We start from the raw sequence: 17870 nt of genomic DNA, 5'->3' as shown, positions 1-17870 counted from the left end.
TCCAAGGAGAAAGGAGATTTTCAATCGTGCAACTAAAGAAAGCGTTTTGGAAGTTGGCTTCGCTTCTTCCGTTATCATTACTTCTGTTCCTCGGTGGCTGTGATAAAAAACTCGCAGTATTAAATCCGCAAGGACCTGTTGCAAAAGCACAGTATGATTTAATTGTTTGGTCATTCTTGCTTATGTCATTAATTATCGCAATTGTATTCATCTTGTTTACAGTCATCTTGATTCGTTATCGTGAAAAACCAGAGAATATGGACTATGAGCCACCTGAACAACACGGTAACACATTATTAGAAATCATTTGGACGCTTGTTCCTGTTATTATCGTTATCGCATTATCGATTCCAACAGTAAAAGCAACTTATGCTTCGGAAGAGGTTCCGAAAGAGTCCAAACATATTAAACCAGTGGAGATTTATGTTACATCTGCAAACTGGAAATGGTTATTCAGTTACCCAGAGGAAAAAATTGAAACCGTTAACTATTTAAACATCCCAGCTGGTGTACCAATTCAATTCAAACTGACTTCTGTCGGCCCAATGAATGCTTTCTGGGTACCAGAACTTGGTGGTATGAAGTACACAATGGATGGCATGATTATGGACCTTTATTTACAAGCTGATAAGCCAGGTTCTTACCTAGGGCGTAGCGCGAACTTCTCTGGTGAAGGATTTACTCACATGGAGTTCGAAGTTGAAGCAAAAACTAAAGAGAAATATGACAAGTGGGTTAAAGAAGTACAACAAACTGCTCCTAAACTAACAGAAGATAAGTACAACGAAATTGTTAAACCTGGTGTAGTTGGTCGTATGACATTCTCTAGCCATCACTTAAGTTATGTAGATCCAAAATCACTTGAATATTGTGATTACAACTACTACAAAAACAAAAAATAATAGCTATAATTCCAACAGATTGGAGTGAACAAAGTGAAGCTTGATGAATTTTTTGTCACAGGTGACCCGATTATTTACGGTGCAGACGCTTCTATCGTTCTTGTGACATTAGCAATCATTTTCGTACTAACAAAGTATAAAAAATGGAAATGGCTTTGGGACGAATGGTTAACAACTGTTGACCATAAAAAAATTGGGGCCATGTATATTATCTCTGCGGTTATTATGTTATTCCGTGGTGGTATGGACGGTTTAATGATCCGTGCACAGTTAACATTCCCAGAAACAACTTATTTAAACGCTGAACACTATAACGGAATCTTCACAACACACGGTACAGTTATGATTCTTTTCATGGCGATGCCATTCGTTATGGGATTAATGAACCTTGTAGTACCATTACAAATTGGTGCTCGTGACGTTGCATATCCGTTCTTAAATGCTTTAAGTTTCTGGTTATTCTTTGTCGGAGCAATGTTATTCAACATCGCTTTCGTAATTGGTGGTTCTCCAGACGCTGGGTGGACTTCTTACTTCCCAATGGCAGGTACAGAGTTTACTTCTGGTGTAGGAAATAACTACTACGCAATTGCATTACAGATTTCAGGTCTCGGTACGTTAATGACAGGTATTAACTTCCTTGTTACTATCTTAAAAATGCGTACACCTGGTATGACTTTAATGAGAATGCCAATGTTTACTTGGTCAATCTTAATTACAACAATTATCATTATTTTCGCTTTCCCAGTATTAACAGTTGCTCTTGCATTAATGACATTTGACCGTCTATTCGATGCTCACTTCTTTACGATGGCGAGCGGCGGTATGCCAATGTTATGGGCCAACCTATTCTGGGTATGGGGTCACCCTGAAGTATATATCGTTATTTTACCGGCATTCGGTATTTTCTCTGAAATCATTAGTACATTCTCACGTAAGCGTCTATTCGGTTACAGTGCGATGGTATACTCAATGGTTGCAATTTCTTTACTAAGTTTCGTCGTATGGCTTCACCACTTCTTCACGATGGGTGCAGGTCCAGCGGTTAACTCATTCTTCTCGATTTCGACAATGGCGATTTCGATTCCAACCGGGGTTAAGATCTTTAACTGGTTGTTTACACTGTATAAAGGACGTATTCGTTTTACAGTTCCAATGCTTTGGTCATTGGCATTTATTCCAAACTTCGTAGTCGGTGGGGTTACAGGGGTTATGCTTGGTATGGCAGCAGCTGATTATCAGTACCATAACAGCTACTTCCTAATCGCTCACTTCCACTACGTATTAATCGCAGGTACAGTATTCGCTATGCTTGCTGGATTCACATTCTGGTATCCAAAAATGACTGGTCATATGTTAAATGAACGCCTAGGTAAATGGACATTCTGGATCTTTATGAGCGGATTCAACATCTGTTTCTTCCCAATGTACTTCTTAGGTTTAGACGGTATGACTCGTCGTATGTACACTTACTCTGAAAGCCTTGGATGGGGATGGCTAAACCAAATCGCATCTGTCGGTGCAGTAATGATGGGTATTGGTTTCGTACTTCTTTGTTACAACGTAATTTGGAGTGCTCGTCACGGAGAACGTGACACAACTGGAGATCCATGGGATGGCCGTACACTTGAATGGGCAACTCAATCTCCTGTACAACATTACAACTTCGCAAAACTTCCTGAAATCAAAGAAGCTGATGCTTTCTGGTACATGAAGAAACGCGGAGAAACAGTTACACCAGCAGCAGAAGATATTAAACCAATTCACATGCCAAGTAACTCTGGCGTGCCTATTATTGCGTCTGGATTCTTCGGTCTTGCAGGTTTCGCATTAGTATTTAGCTGGTTCTGGCTTGCAGCAATCGGCGGCATTGGTATTTTAGCTTGCTTAATCTATCGTTCATTCGATTACGATGAAGGTTACTATATTAGTGTTGATGAAATTAAAAAATCAGAACATGTAGCATGAGAGGTGAAATGATATGGCGGCTTTAGATAAAAGCTTACCTTTGGAATATCAATCCGAACAAAGCAGATTGAATATCCTAGGATTCTGGATTTTTCTTGGGGCTGAAATTATGCTGTTCGCAACACTTTTCGCCTCTTATCTAGTACTTGCTGGTCGTACGGCAGATGGCCCAACACCAGCACAACTGTTTGAACTTAAAACGCTTTTAATTCAAACATTACTACTTTTAACAAGTAGTTTCACATGTGGTATCGTGATTCACGAAATGCGTAAGCACAACCAAAAAGCAATGCTTGGATGGTTCGTCCTTACATTACTTTTAGGTGCAGGCTTCCTATTCTTCGAAATTGAAGAGTTCATTATGTATATTGGTGAAGGCGCAACAATTCAAACAAGTGCTTTCCTATCTGGATTCTTCGTTCTTCTTGGAACACACGGAGCCCACGTAACAGGCGGTATCATTTGGGCAATTTGTGTTATTATCCAAATTTTAAAACGAGGTTTAACACCAGTTACAGCTCGTAAAGTATTCATTATCAGCTTATACTGGCATTTCCTTGATCTAGTTTGGGTCTTTATTTACACACTAGTTTACTTGAACGGGATGGTGGCGTAAATGGGTCAAAATAACAACCAAGCAAACGGGCATGCGCATAGCGGATTCCCTTGGTCACACGTTTTCGGATTTATTTTATCGCTTGCACTAACGTTTCTAGCTTTATACGTGGCACTTTACACAACCCTGCCACTATCAACGATCTTAACTACCATTATCATAATGGCTGTTGCGCAAGCGTTGTTACAATTAATTATGTTCATGCATTTAAAAGAAGGAGAAGGAAGAGTTCAAATTCTTACTATGATCTACAGTTTCTTCGTTGCAACTGCAACAGTTGGTTTAACTGTATGGATCTTCTTCTCAATGTAATGTACATGGAAAAGACTGCTGAGATTGCTCAGCAGTCTTTTTTTATTCCCTCCCCTATTACATCCACATTACGGAATTAACAACAGAATCATGAAAAATATACTTATTATGACAAATGTTAAGAAAACTCTTTCTTTATGAAATCGAATCCATATGCGTTGCTTTTCTACCTATTATATGGCTAAATAGGTACTATATTTATTTGAAGGGAGAGAACGCAATGGAACATCACACTTCTGTTCTATCACTTATGGTTGTCGTTGCAATCGCGTTTTTCGTTCCCCTTTTGTTACAACGCTTTAAATTAAAAGCACTTCCTGTCGTTGTTGCAGAAATCATCGCAGGGATCTTTGTAGGTAAAAGTGGGTTTAATATTATTGAGCCAGATATGTGGCTTCAAGTCTTATCGACACTAGGATTTATCTTTCTTATGTTTTTAAGCGGTTTAGAAATTGATTTTTCTATCTTTAAACAAAAAGGGAAAAAGAACACGACAAACGAACCAAACACATTCCAAGCAGCAAGCATTATCTTCTTCTTTATTTTCATCTTATCTTATGCCCTATCACTACTATTCGTATGGCTAGGATTTGTAGATAATGCAATGTTTATGACTTTAATCATTTCAACAATCTCTTTAGGTGTTGTCGTACCAACATTAAAAGAGAATAACTTAGGAAAAACAGCAATTGGGCAAATCATTTTATTAGTCGCTGTTATTGCGGATTTAGTTACAATGATTTTACTTGCTGTATTCGTCGGATTAAATTCCGAAAGCGGTCAAAGCATGTGGCTCCTTCTTCTTCTATTCGGCGCTGGTATTGTTATTTACTTCGTTGCAAAACGTTTTAAAAACATTCCATACTTGGATAGCTTAAAAGCTGGTAGTGTACAAATTGATACAAGAGCTGTTTTTGCACTCATCTTAATATTAGTTGGGTTATCTGAATCCGTTGGAGCTGAAAATATTTTAGGTGCCTTCTTAGCAGGTGTACTCGTATCATTATTATCACCAAATGAAGATATGGTTGAAAAACTGGATTCTATCGGATACGGTTTCTTCATTCCTATTTTCTTCGTAATGGTTGGTGTAAATTTAGAGGTTTGGTCTATTTTTAAAGAGCCTTCTAGTATGCTCATGATTCCAATTCTAATTGTAGGACTCTTTATCTCAAAACTGTTACCATCCCTCGTTTTACGAAAATGGTATCCACGTAATATCGTACTGGGGAGTGCCATCTTATTAACATCGACACTTTCTTTAGTTATTGCAGCTGCACAAATTGGTGAAAAGTTAGGGATCATCAGTCCAAGTTTATCTGCTTCCCTTATTTTAAGCGCAGTTATTACTTGTATTTTTGCGCCTATATTATTTAAAAAGATGTTCCCAAAAGTGGAAACACCAAAACCAAAAGTTTCTATTATTGGTGCGAGCAGAATTACCCTTCCGTTATCACTTGATTTAAAACGAGAAGATTATGACGTAACACTATATATGATGCGTCAAAACAAAATAAATGATCAGGAAGCGAAATCACATGACTTCCCTATCGTGAAATTAGATGACATCACAATTGCATCGTTAACTGAACAAACAGCCTTTCATGCAGACCGAGTTGTTGTTGCAACAAGTGATGATGAGCAAAACTTATTATTAGCAGAACACGCAAAAGAACTAGGTGTTGAACATGTTATTGCAAGTGTAGAAGATCCACTTCTACAAGAAAAAGCAACACAAGAACATATCGCTGTCTTCTCAACAATTAACTCTACACGTATTCTATTACGTGCGCTAATTGATAAACCGAGTCTCGTTCGCTTAATTACAACAGCAAACGAAACAGTCCGTGAAGTTGAACTACGGAGCAATAAATATAACGGTGTTGCACTTCGTCGCCTTCCGTTTTTAGGTGATGTACTAGTCATTCAAATTTATCGTGGGAATAAAGCATTAATCCCACATGGTGATACAAGACTACAACACGGTGATACATTACTTGTAACAGGCTCAAAAGAACATATTGATACACTAAAAAACATATTAGAATAAAAAAATGCCCCTCACATAATTGAGGGGCATTTTTTTCCATTTCATATGGTAAAATGTTACTATCACATATTATGGGGATGAATTACATTATGTCTATTATAACTTTAGCTCTCTTATTATTAGCCGAAATACTCGTGGCCATTATTCTCATCGGTGTTAGTATTGAAATTTGTAGTTACGGATGGAAAAAGTCGAATGGAATAAAGTACTCTTGCCTCTTACTTTCACTCCTTCTCGGAACCGCTAGCATACTCGGACTTTTCGCCGCACCTGCCTATTTCTTTATACAATTAACAGAAAAAGCGTTATAAGAAAGGATGTTAATATGATTACCGTGAAAAATATTGACGGATCTGAAACTTACGTATTACGTCAAAAAATTTTGCGCCCGAGTCAAACATTAGCAGATTGTAAATATCCTTCCGACTATGAAACAGACAGCTTTCACCTAGGGGCATTTATAAATGATAAACTAATTAGTATCGCTTCCTTCTCAAAAGAAATATATCCTGACCTACCAACGGGTATTCATTATCGTCTACGAGGAATGGCAACATTACCTGAATTTCGAAACAACCACGCTGGAAGCTCCTTAATTCAGAAAGCAGAACAAATCTTACAAGAGCGTCAAGCAAATATGTTATGGTGTAATGGCCGAATTACTGTGTCTGACTATTACAAGCGCTTAGGCTTCCAAGAACATGGTGAAATCTTTGAAATTGAACCAATTGGTCTTCATAAAGTACTATATAAAAGAATATAAGAAAAGCTTTCCACAATACGGGAAAGCTTTTCTTATATTTCAATCTTCACTTTTTATCTTTTTCATATATATGTATATAAACAGACTAGGAACTAAAAAACAAGCTAACATAATAAGTCCTGTCAAACTGATTTCCTTTATCGAAATATCTGGTGTTACAACGATACAAATAGCTAAAATACCAATAACAATACCTACAGGAATGAATAATAGCTTCATAAGATAACTGCGTGATACTCCGCCCGTATGCTCATACACTTCCACTGAATTTTTCAAGTTTAAAAAGTTAATAACTATGATCCCGCACATAAATACCATTAATAAATCCGAAACACTTTCATATCCTGCACCTTGCAAAACGTAGCGATAAAAAACAATACCTAGTATGATAATATTTTGTAAGATGAAAACGAGTCTAATATGTTTTAGCCCCTCAATCATTAAGCGTTCATCTTTCACGATTCTCATCCCCTCACTCCTTTTCCTCCCAAAATAAATCATTCAAAGTTTTATCTACTGCATAACAAATTTTCAAACATAAATCTAAAGATGGGTTGTATTTCCCCTTCTCAATTAAACTAATCGTTTGCCTTGTAACGCCTACTTTTTCTGCTAATTGTTGCTGTGTTAAATCTAACTGAACACGCGCGACTTTTATTTTACTTACAGCCATCCATGTTCCACCTCCACCTTATTGTAACATATATATTCCATTATGTAATTTATATTTTTCGTAACTACTTATAGTTTCACTTTATTATACACAAAAAAGGAGCCCCTCATAAGAAGCCCCCTCTCCTATATTATAAGAATAAATGACATCCAAATAAAATTGTAAATAAGTATAGTAATGGATGTACTTCCATCCCTTTCCCTTTCACAATTTTTAAGACTGGATACACTAAAAATCCAATTGCAATTCCATTCGCAATACTAGACGTTAACGGAATACCAACGAAAATTAAAAATGCTGGTAATGCATCTTCAAATTCATTCCAATTAATATCACGAATACTTTGTGCCATTAAACTACCTACAATAATTAATGAAGGAGCTGTAATAGCGGCTACGCTTGATAAAGAAGCAATAACAGGGCTAAAGAATGCCGTTATAATCGTTAGGCCGACTACTACAATACCTGTTAATCCCGTTTTACCACCTGCAGCAATACCAGCTGACGATTCAATCGTCGCTGCTGTTGGGCTTGTCCCAAAGATAGAGCCTGTAGTACCGCCAATTGCATCCGCAATAAATGCTTTACCAAAACGTTTCTCTGTATTATCTGTAATTAAACCTGCTTGTTTAATTAAACCGAGTAATGCTCCTGTTGTATCAAATAACAGTACAAGTAAAAATGAAAATACAACGCCATATAATCCGTATTCAATTACATCTGAAAAGGCGTTGATTGGATTTGAAACGATAATCCCCTCTGGTAAATGAGGCATCGCAACAATTTTATCCGTAAACTTCAGCTGCCCTGTAAAGAAGGCGATAATTCCTGTCACAATCATACTAATAAATAATGCACCGCTCACACGCAATGCCATTAATACCGCCGCTAAAATCAAACCAACTAAAGTTAAAATAACGGCTGGAGAATGGAAATCACCAATCGTAACTAAGTTAGATGGATGATCAACGATAATTCCAGATAGACGTAATCCAATGAAAGCAATAAATAACCCAATTCCACCTGCAATTGCATGTTTTAAACTATCAGGAATTGCGACAATAAGCTTTTGCCTAAATGAAGTGAAAGATAATAAAAGAAAAATGATACCTGTTACAAATACTGCTGAAAACGCAATGACATATGTAATCCCCTCTGCCTGTTGAACAACAGAATAAGCAAAATACGCATTCATTCCCATAGCTGGAGCAATAACAATTGGATAGTTAGCTAAAAACGCCATACATAGCGTCCCTACAACAGTCGCAATAATCGTTGCCGTAAAAGCTTGATCAAATGGTACACCTGCATCAGATAATATTTTCGGATTGATGACAAGAATATACGCAAATGTAAAAAAAGTTGTGATGCCAGCTAAAAGCTCTTGCTTCACAGAAGTGTTATATTTTTGTAATTGAAACATGGTTATGTACCCTTCCTACATCTAAATTATTATCACACATTCTTTTCTTACTAGTATGTGAGAAAATATAATACTTAATCTTAACAATCAATAAAAAGAAGAGTCAATATATTCGCTAATAGTTCGAATTTTAAGTTTAAGTCTGACAAGCACAGATGTAGTACAGTTAATAATGATTATTTTTGTAGCATAACAGATAGAAATGTTTTATAATTTGAAATAGTTAAATATTTAGTAAACGCATTCAAATATCGTTCACTCTACAAGGGGGATTCTTCTTATGCAGCACACAAACAAATCTGGAACTTTAAACCGCGGTTTAAAAGAACGACATATTACTTTAATGTCACTCGGTTCAGCTATTGGCGTTGGACTATTTTTAGGATCTGCTTCTGCTATTAAACTAGCTGGCCCTTCTATTTTACTAGGCTATATGATTGCTGGACTCGTTATTTTTTTCATTATGCGAGCACTCGGAGAAATGGCAATTGAACAACCTGTTGCTGGCTCTTTTAGTAAATATGCATATGATTATCTTGGACCACTAGCTGGCTATATTACTGGTTGGAACTACTGGTTCTTATGGGTTGTTACTTGCATGGCTGAAATTACGGCTGCTGGCATTTACATGCAGTACTGGTTCCCAGATATTCCGCGCTGGACTTGGGCGTTACTCGCTCTATTATTAATGAGTGCTTTCAACTTTTTATCTGTAAAAGTATTTGGAGAACTTGAATTTTGGTTTGCTCTCATTAAAATTGTCACAATTATCTGTATGATGGTAGTTGGGGCTGGTATTATTTTATTTGGCTTCGGAAACGGTGGTATCGCTACTGGCATTTCAAACCTTTGGTCACATGGTGGCTGGTTCCCAAATGGTTTTTCTGGGTTACTCCTCTCCATGCAAATGGTGCTATTCGCTTATTTAGGCGTTGAATTAATCGGCGTTACAGCGGGTGAAGCGCAAAACCCGAAAAAAACACTCGCAAAAGCAATCGACAACGTATTTTGGAGAATATTACTGTTCTACGTTGGGGCTCTATTCGTTATGATGGCAATTTATCCATGGAACGAACTTGGTGAGAAAGGAAGTCCATTTGTATTAACATTTCAGCAAATCGGTATCGCAAAAGCAGCAGGAATTATTAACTTTGTCGTATTAACAGCAGCTCTTTCTTCTTGTAATGGTGGTTTATTTAGTACAGGCCGCATGCTGTATACATTAGCTCAGCAGAAAAAAGCTCCTGAAAGATTCGGTCGTTTAAATAAAAATGGCATTCCAAGTCAAGGAATTGTAGCAACAGCAATCGTTTTACTCGTTGGTGTTATATTAAACTATCTTGTGCCCGCAAAAGTATTTACATGGCTCACTAGTATTTCAACTTTCGGGGCAATTTGGACTTGGGGTATTATATTAGTCGCTCAAATTAAGTTCCGTAAAAGTTTGCCGACGCAAAACAAACAAAAGTTATCGTATAAAATGCCTTTATACCCATTAAGTTCATATTTCTCACTTGCTTTCCTTGCACTCGTATTATGTATAATGGCGTATTCAGAAGATACAAGGATTGCATTAATTGTTGGACCAATTTGGCTTATCGGTTTAGCTGTCGTGTATTACATGAAAGGTTTTCATAAAATTGATGAAACACCTAATTCAAAAATTAGTTAAGCAAAACATCCCTTCCTTATTACTTGGAAGGGATGTTTTTAAATCTCTATAAATATTTCTCAACAAATTTCACGGTATTTTTACAAATTTTTAATATTTTTTATGTTTTCCGTCTTTATTTTTACAGAAAAATAAATTACATTATTAAAGCACATATATTTATTATTAGGGGGATTCTTCTATGAAGAATAAAAAATGGATTACATTTTCTTTAGCAACAGCAATTACACTAAGTATAGGGACTTCGTTCATACCGTCTACTTATGCAGAAAGCTCTGTAGACCCAGCTCCTGAAATTGCTGCAAAAGTTGTAAATCAAAACAATGGGAAAAAAGTATTATTCGATAATACACACGGTCAAACTGCCGGGACTGCTGACTGGGTTATTGATGGTGGCTTTTCTGATTTCGGAAACGGCATTGCCCAAAACGGCTATCATGTAAAAGAACTACGTAAATCAACACCGATTACATACGAAGATTTAAAAGACTACAATGTGTTTATCGTTCCAGAAGCAAATATTCCTTACAAAAAATCTGAACAAGATGCTATGTTACAATACGTGAAAAATGGCGGTAGTATCTTCTTCATTGCCGATCATTATAATGCAGATCGTAATAAAAATCGTTGGGACTCTTCTGAAGTATTTAACGGATATAGACGCGGTGCTTGGGATAATCCAGCAAAAGGAATGTCTAACGAAGAAGCCAATTCACAAGCTATGCAAGGAGTAGAAAGCTCTGATTGGCTATCTGACAACTTCGGTATTCGCTTCCGCTATAATGCAATCGGTGATGTTTCCGCTAAAAATATTGTATCACCTGAACAATCATTCGGAATTACAGAAGGGGTTTCATCTGTAGCAATGCATGCTGGTTCTACTTTAGCAATTACAAATCCAAAACTAGCAAAAGGACTTGTTTATCTTCCAGAGAATCCGTCAAAATGGAATAACGCTGTCGATAGCGGTGTATATAACGGCGGTGGTGTTGCAGAAGGTCCTTATGCTGCGATCGCAAAAGTAGGACTTGGAAAAGCTGCCTTTATTGGAGACTCTTCTCCTGTTGAAGATGCTACGCCAAAATACGTTCGTGAAGACTCTGGTCAAACAAAGAAAACTTACGATGGATATAAAGAAGAAAACGATGCTACCTTACTAGAAAATATCGTAAATTGGCTATCGAATAAAGAAACATTTACAAGTTTAGATCAAGTAAATGGTTTACAACTTGATTTACCTACCACTTTACAAACATTTGAACAACCAAGCTTATCAACTGAGCCACAACCTGAACCTTGGAGTGCGCCAAATGCAGGTTATCAATGGTTTAATACAAATACTTTTAAACCTGGTTCATATGGCTATAACGGTGCAGTAACAGCAAATGACTACGTAGTTACACACCCTAGCACTCTACCAAACAATGAAGTGTTCCAAATCAAAATTCAAGTAAATAACTTATTACCAAATACAACATACACTAATTACTCTTTAGGTATATTCACTACTGGTGGTACACAAGTAGCAAAAGTTCAAAATACAAACGGCACTTGGCCATCTACTTTCGGATATAGTAGTGCATTTTCTTTCACAACAAACAGCTTAGGTTCTGCTGAAAAAATTGTGAACGTACAAATCGATCCAAATACGACTGGACAAGCAACACTTCGTTTACGCCAAAATACAACAGCGAAATATAATGAAGCTGTAACGATTAATAAGAAATAATGAAAAAGGCAATCCAGATATGGATTGCCTTCTTCTCACTTCTCTTCTTTTGAGAAAAACATTCTTGAAATAACGATACCTATACTACCTACTATTAAAAATAACACTGCCCTAATCATCATTGAAACTTCTGGTAAGTCTAGAAGAAATAGCTTTCCTATCGTTACGACTAACACGACTAAGCCTGCATACAATATTTCATTCATATTTTTATTCCGTCCAAACCAAACTGCAAATAATGCATATACCATCCATAATAACGATACAGATATGCTTATTATGCTTCCATCTGTGGACAAAACTTCACCGATTCTAGTAATTGTAATAAATACAATCACCATAAACCAATAGAGTGCTATAGAATACACATACTTGCCAAAGCTTGCTAATACTTCTTTTGCTTGTCTCATGCAATAATAGAACGTTCCTATTAAAATAAGATGAGCAACAAAGCCTGCCGAAATAAATTGATCAAACGGGCTAAAAATAGTCTGTATCATTCCAATTGCGTAAACCGTCGCACTAACATACAATTTTATCTGTTGTTTTCCTTTAATAGAAGTAAACATACCAAGGAAACCTTGTAATAATAATACAATCGCTGCATTCACTAAACTATACTCATATAAAATCGCTAAACTAAATGCTCCCATTGCGAAACCAAATAAAAGATTTGTAAATGTAGAATGTCTATTCTTCCTATATTCAAACACAAACATAATAGCGTGCACGAGTGCACTTATCATTAATCCCCATGTTGTAAATTCAGGTATTTTTGAAATGGCTAATATAAAGAAGACTGCATTCGCACTAAATATCGCCAAGCGTGGCTCTACTATAAAACTTCTCTCCGTAAACATATGCCAAAATAATAGTAAGTGAATTAAACCATAAACTACTGTTAACTGGACTTGCAAATCCTCTACTAACATTGACATAACAGCAAAGAAGACAAAAAGAACAATAGCAGCAACAACATAAGAAATCATATATAAATACTGATAACGATTTTTCAACGCATACCATAATAAGCTGAGCGTTAGTATCATCTCATATCCAAAGAAAATATACGGATTAGGAGTTGTACTATTTAATAAGAACGGCACGAAGAAAGCTCCTACCGCTACGAATATAGTAAGATATTCCGATTGATATCTCTTCGCTATATAAATACCTAAAATGACCCATGCGATATTACATAGAAACGCGACACTCGCCGGAATAAATCCATATAAATAATGTGCCGCAAATGTCGTTAAAACTATACCCGTAATACTTCCTCCTGCTAGTACTAACCCTAACGCTTGCCGCTCGCGTTTAATTTGAATATCCCCTATATAATAAAAACCGATTGATAGGAAAATACCAAACACAATTCGTATTGCTGGTGTTAATAATCCTGCATCTACCCCTGCTTTAAATAACCAAATTACTCCAAGCAACATAATACCGACAAATATGCGTGGTAACCACGTTTGGCAAAACTTAATAATATTAAATGGTTCCGGCTTAAAAGCAGATATATCCACTTGTTTTACCTCACGTTCTTGCACAGGCTCTTTTATTGTAGCTACTTCTACTTTTTGTTTTTCCTCCATCACCGTTTCAATATATTCTTTCTTTTCCTTACTAACATGTTGCTGAGCATTTTCTACTTCTATTTCTCTTTGTTTTGCTTTCAATTCAAAAAGTGCTTCTTGAATCGTTTCAATTGCCGTTTCGAGTGCTTCTATTTTCTTATTCAAATCCTCCTTCATACGCTCCCCCCTCATCATCCGTTCAAAACCTATATATTACCAATTACTTCTATCATACTCTTAGTCTATTCATTTTCAATACTATTTTTCCCAAAAAAGAAAGGTGTTTTCCGAAATCGGAAAACACCTTTTTACTCATTTCTTCTTATTTAAAACACTACTCACGATAACACCAATACAAGCACCTATAATAGCTGGAATGATCCACCCAACACCTTCTATATAAAACGGAATGTATTTCAATACTGATGTCCACTGATTCATCATCACATTTTTATTGAAGATATCGATTGCACTAAATACTGCTACAATCACAATTGTAACTGGATATATGCATACATACTTTCCAATATACTTATGGAATAGCCCTAAAATAATAAGCGTCAATGCAACTGGATAAATAAATCCAAGAATTGGTACTGATACTTTTAAAATTTGTGTTAATCCTAAATTAGCTAAAATCATACTAACAAAACTTAAGATAAATGCCCACACTTTATACGCTACTTTCGGAAATGCACTTGCGAAAAATTGACTACAAGATGTAACAAGTCCGATTGAAACACATAAGCACGCAATCGTAAAAATAAGTCCTAATAAAACGACTCCGCCTTGTCCAAATAATGTAGTCATCACTTGTGCTAACACTTGCGCGCCATTATCAAATATCCCCAATGACCCACTCATTGAACCGACATATCCAAGTATGACATAAATAATAGATAATAATAGTCCTGCACCAATTCCAGCAATACTCATATATTTCGCTAAACCTTTATCATCTTCAATACCTTTTGCACGAAGAGCATTTGCAATCACAATCCCAAAAATTAAAGCTGCTAATGCATCCATCGTTAAATATCCATCTAAAAACCCTTGGAACATAGGCGCTTGTCCATAATTTCCAGCAGCCTCTTTCACACTACCTACTGATGTAAACATGCTTTTTATAAAGATAAGAGCAATCATACCTAATAATAACGGTGTTAAAACTTTTCCGAACAACCCCATTAATTTAGACGGGGATAAACTTAACCAGTACACAATACTAAAGAAAATAACTGTGTAACATAATAAGATTACGCTACCTGCTTCCGGGAATAACTGACCCGGTCCCATCTCAAAAGCGAGACTTCCTGCACGCGGAATGCCAAGGCCTGGTCCAATAAATACATACACGATACATGGAAAAATAATGGCGAATGAAGAATGAACTCTACCCGCTAGCGTTTGAAAACTTCCTGCTTTTGCAATCGCAATAACTCCCAATATCGGAAGACCTGTTGCTGATATAATAAACCCTACTAATGAAATCCACACATGTTCTCCTGCTTCATACCCAAGGAAAGGTGGAAATATAAGATTCCCCGCTCCAAAGAACATCGAGAATAACATAAGACTAACAAGTAAAATTTCTTTTTTCTGTAACAATTTCATCTCTTTCTCCTTCTTTACTTTCATCTTTTATGAAATCAATTTCACATATAAAAAAGTGCAATAAACCGCTTCTTTACAAAGAAAACATAGTCCATAGTCTAACATAAAAGAAACACTCATTCTATAGCTATATCCCTTTTCCAATTTCTTCTGAAAAATCAACCTTTATTGACTTATAATATTTAATAAGGTAAAATATTAAATGTACAAAATTATTAACTTTGTTTTTGTTTGTGTCAGGAGGAAAATAACATGGAATCAGCGATACAACTAGAAAAAGAACAACAAAGAAAAAAGAAACATCCTCCAGGTTTATACTTACTCTTCTTTACAGAAATGTGGGAAAGATTTAGTTACTATGGATTACGAGGATTATTAACATTATATTTAACGACAGCTTTAGTAAGCGGTGGTCTTGGGTTTAGTCCCGCATGGGCACTCTCTATTTACGGATTTTACACTGGAGCCTGTTATTTCACACCAATGATTGGTGGATACTTAACAGACCGGTTCCTAGGTAGACGAAAAGCAATCACAATTGGTGGTATAACAATGGCAATCGGTAACCTTACACTATTTGCCTTGCAAAACCAAGTCGGCCTATACCTCGGATTAGCGCTTATTATTATCGGTAACGGATTCTTCAAACCGAACATCTCTACACTGGTTGGGGAATTATATGAAGAGAACGATCCAAAACGTGATAGTGCATTTACCATTTTCTATATGGGTATTAATGTCGGATCATTTTTAGCTCCACTCGTTTGCGGATTTTTATCAGAAAATTTATTCAAAACAACGGTTGATGGCGTTGTACATTACGGATTCCGTTACGGATTCTTAGCCGCTTCAATCGGAATGATCATTGGACAAATTTTATTTACAACACTATCCAATCGCTTCCTTGGTGATATTGGTAAAAAACCAACTCGCGATTTACAAACAACAGATGGACAACCATCAGTAGGTGATACACCGTTAACAAAAAAAGAAAAACAACGTACTGCAGTTATCGTCATTTTAACATGCTTCGTTGTCTTCTTCTGGGCTGGCTTTGAACAAGCTGGTAGCTCATTAACATTATATACAAACAAATTTGTAGACCGCTCTGTGTTCGGATGGGAAATTCCAACATCTTGGTTCCAATCGGTCAATCCATTATTTATTATTTTACTTGCTCCAGTCATTTCAGCATTATGGGCAAAACTTGCAACTCGCAAGCGTGGGGATTTAAAAATCCCAACTAAAATGGGACTTGGTATGATCTTGCTCGGTATCGGTTATATCATTCTCGTTATTGCTACATTAAAAACAGGTAGTGATGAACATAACATTACAGAAAAAGCAAACTTACTATTTATCGTCTTTACGTATCTTTTCCATACGTTAGGTGAGCTATTCTTATCACCTGTTGGACTATCAATGGTTAGTGCACTTGCCCCAGTAAAACTTGCTTCTTTATTAATGGGAGTATGGTTAGCAAGCTCAGGAATCGCCAACATTTTAGGTGGACAACTTGCAAGCTTCACAACTTCACTTGGATATGCTGAAGTATTTACAGTAATTGGCGCTGTAGCAATTGTATTAGGTTGTGTTTTATTACTAATTTCTAAAAAATTAGTAAAATGGATGGATTAAAAAAGATGAGGGGAAACCCCTCATCTTTTTTATGCATTCTTACCTTTTTCTATCGCTTGTTCGTACAGATTTTTATGTTCTTTATATTCACTTGGCACAAAATTTTTATAGAAGAATGCAAGCCAACTGTCTCCTTTTTTATATCCTTCTTCTCTAATTTCTGCTGCTTTTTTATTTGATTTAAATCCTTCAATGAACCATTTCTTTAACGATTCATTCTTTTCATACTTAGCAGGAACTTTCAAATCATAGTTTTCAAATGCATACTTATAGCCAGCCTTTTCTACTGCTTTTTTTGTAGACTTATAACCCTTTTCATAAGCTGTTTCATACGCCTTCACGTACACATCTTTCTCTCTATTTCCAGGGTTCTTTCCAGCTAATTCCTTACCTGCCTTTTCCCCTAGTTCAGCTTGCTCTTTTTCAATTTTTTCTGTTCTTTCTTTATTCCCTACTTGGAAACCTTCTGCAAAGTTTGGCTTAAAATCTGGAGCAATTTGACTATCTTCCATCGTCTCTTGTGCTAAACCTTGCTCTTTTCCTTTTTCAAAATGCGTTTTCTTCTGCTCTTCTAAAGACCAAGATGCAGCATAAGCAGTTTTGAATGCTTCTTTATATGTATCTGATTTCCCAGCTAAATGTGATTCCGCATCATTTTTCCCTGCTTTAAAATCAGTCTCTCCACTTTTTTGTCCCTCAAGCTGCCCTTTTTCCATATCAGCTTGACGCTGTGCTTCCTCTCGTTTACGTGCCTCTTCTGCTTTTCTTTGCTCTTCAGCTACACGCTGTCTCTCTTCCTCTGCCTTTCTTTGTTCCTCCGCTACACGCTGTCTCTCTTCTTCAGCTTTACGCTGCGCTTCCGCTTGTCTTTCAGCTTCTACAGCACCATTATTATTTTGACTAGGAGCTGGACTTGTTGCACCACTACTA

Annotated in this window: 16 protein-coding genes; 10 read left to right on the top strand and 6 right to left on the bottom strand. The window is 36.4% G+C overall.

What is annotated here, in order from left to right; genetic code table 11:
* The first annotated feature begins 26 nt into the window (after positions 1-26).
* From MR083_RS17640 to MR083_RS17610, 7 genes are all read left to right on the top strand, one after another.
* Positions 27-902, top strand: coding sequence for a cytochrome aa3 quinol oxidase subunit II (locus MR083_RS17640; RefSeq protein WP_001176167.1), 876 nt, complete (start codon positions 27-29; stop codon positions 900-902).
* Positions 903-935: 33 nt separating this feature from the next.
* Positions 936-2870, top strand: a complete 1935-nt coding sequence (gene qoxB / locus MR083_RS17635; protein ID WP_000762378.1) for a cytochrome aa3 quinol oxidase subunit I — start codon at positions 936-938, stop codon at positions 2868-2870.
* Between the two features lie 13 nt (positions 2871-2883).
* Positions 2884-3486, top strand: a complete 603-nt coding sequence (gene qoxC / locus MR083_RS17630; protein ID WP_000729317.1) for a cytochrome aa3 quinol oxidase subunit III — start codon at positions 2884-2886, stop codon at positions 3484-3486.
* The gene (gene qoxD, locus MR083_RS17625; RefSeq protein ID WP_000531385.1) at positions 3487-3798 is read left to right on the top strand and encodes a cytochrome aa3 quinol oxidase subunit IV; all 312 of its coding nucleotides are present in this window, start codon (positions 3487-3489) and stop codon (positions 3796-3798) included.
* Positions 3799-4018: 220 nt separating this feature from the next.
* Positions 4019-5848: a monovalent cation:proton antiporter family protein gene (locus MR083_RS17620; RefSeq protein ID WP_000399976.1), complete on the top strand. Its 1830-nt coding sequence runs from the start codon at positions 4019-4021 to the stop codon at positions 5846-5848.
* Positions 5849-5901: 53 nt separating this feature from the next.
* A complete protein-coding gene (locus MR083_RS17615) occupies positions 5902-6159 on the top strand; it encodes a DUF4022 family protein (RefSeq protein WP_242269661.1) in 258 nt (85 codons plus the stop codon).
* A 14-nt stretch (positions 6160-6173) separates the two neighbouring features.
* Positions 6174-6611, top strand: a complete 438-nt coding sequence (locus tag MR083_RS17610) for a GNAT family N-acetyltransferase (RefSeq protein ID WP_242269660.1) — start codon at positions 6174-6176, stop codon at positions 6609-6611.
* A 39-nt stretch (positions 6612-6650) separates the two neighbouring features.
* On the opposite strand, the gene MR083_RS17605 is transcribed toward MR083_RS17610, so the two are convergent.
* The 3 genes from MR083_RS17605 to MR083_RS17595 form a co-directional block, all read right to left on the bottom strand.
* Positions 6651-7079 (bottom strand): hypothetical protein, encoded by a 429-nt coding sequence (locus MR083_RS17605; protein WP_242269659.1) that lies wholly within the window; start codon positions 7077-7079, stop codon positions 6651-6653.
* A 4-nt stretch (positions 7080-7083) separates the two neighbouring features.
* The gene (locus MR083_RS17600) at positions 7084-7284 is read right to left on the bottom strand and encodes a helix-turn-helix transcriptional regulator (protein WP_000301182.1); all 201 of its coding nucleotides are present in this window, start codon (positions 7282-7284) and stop codon (positions 7084-7086) included.
* Between the two features lie 130 nt (positions 7285-7414).
* Positions 7415-8707, bottom strand: coding sequence for an NCS2 family permease (locus MR083_RS17595; RefSeq protein ID WP_000487210.1), 1293 nt, complete (start codon positions 8705-8707; stop codon positions 7415-7417).
* Positions 8708-8987: 280 nt separating this feature from the next.
* On the opposite strand from MR083_RS17595, the gene MR083_RS17590 reads away from it, so the two are divergent.
* Complete coding sequence (locus tag MR083_RS17590; protein ID WP_242269658.1) at positions 8988-10379, top strand: amino acid permease; 1392 nt, start codon at positions 8988-8990, stop codon at positions 10377-10379.
* A 181-nt stretch (positions 10380-10560) separates the two neighbouring features.
* Entirely contained in the window at positions 10561-12108 is a 1548-nt protein-coding gene (locus MR083_RS17585) for a DUF2194 domain-containing protein (protein WP_242269657.1), read from the top strand.
* A 35-nt stretch (positions 12109-12143) separates the two neighbouring features.
* On the opposite strand, the gene MR083_RS17580 is transcribed toward MR083_RS17585, so the two are convergent.
* A complete protein-coding gene (locus MR083_RS17580) occupies positions 12144-13865 on the bottom strand; it encodes a DUF2339 domain-containing protein (RefSeq protein WP_016716478.1) in 1722 nt (573 codons plus the stop codon).
* A gap of 135 nt (positions 13866-14000) precedes the next feature.
* Positions 14001-15302: a branched-chain amino acid transport system II carrier protein BrnQ1 gene (gene brnQ1, locus MR083_RS17575; RefSeq protein ID WP_000771711.1), complete on the bottom strand. Its 1302-nt coding sequence runs from the start codon at positions 15300-15302 to the stop codon at positions 14001-14003.
* Between the two features lie 252 nt (positions 15303-15554).
* Here brnQ1 and MR083_RS17570 point away from each other — a divergent pair, with 252 nt between their 5' ends.
* The gene (locus MR083_RS17570) at positions 15555-16940 is read left to right on the top strand and encodes a peptide MFS transporter (RefSeq protein WP_000443132.1); all 1386 of its coding nucleotides are present in this window, start codon (positions 15555-15557) and stop codon (positions 16938-16940) included.
* A gap of 29 nt (positions 16941-16969) precedes the next feature.
* Here the strand turns inward: MR083_RS17570 and MR083_RS17565 are convergent.
* The coding region (locus MR083_RS17565) for a YHYH domain-containing protein (protein ID WP_242269656.1) at positions 16970-17870 on the bottom strand (901 nt) is incomplete at its 5' end.

It is taken from the genome of Bacillus cereus group sp. BfR-BA-01408 (genome assembly GCF_022663305.1).
Lineage (GTDB): Bacteria > Bacillota > Bacilli > Bacillales > Bacillaceae_G > Bacillus_A > Bacillus_A pacificus.
The sequence above is the reverse complement of the archived record's forward strand: the minus strand, read 5'-3'. Positions and strand labels throughout refer to the sequence as shown.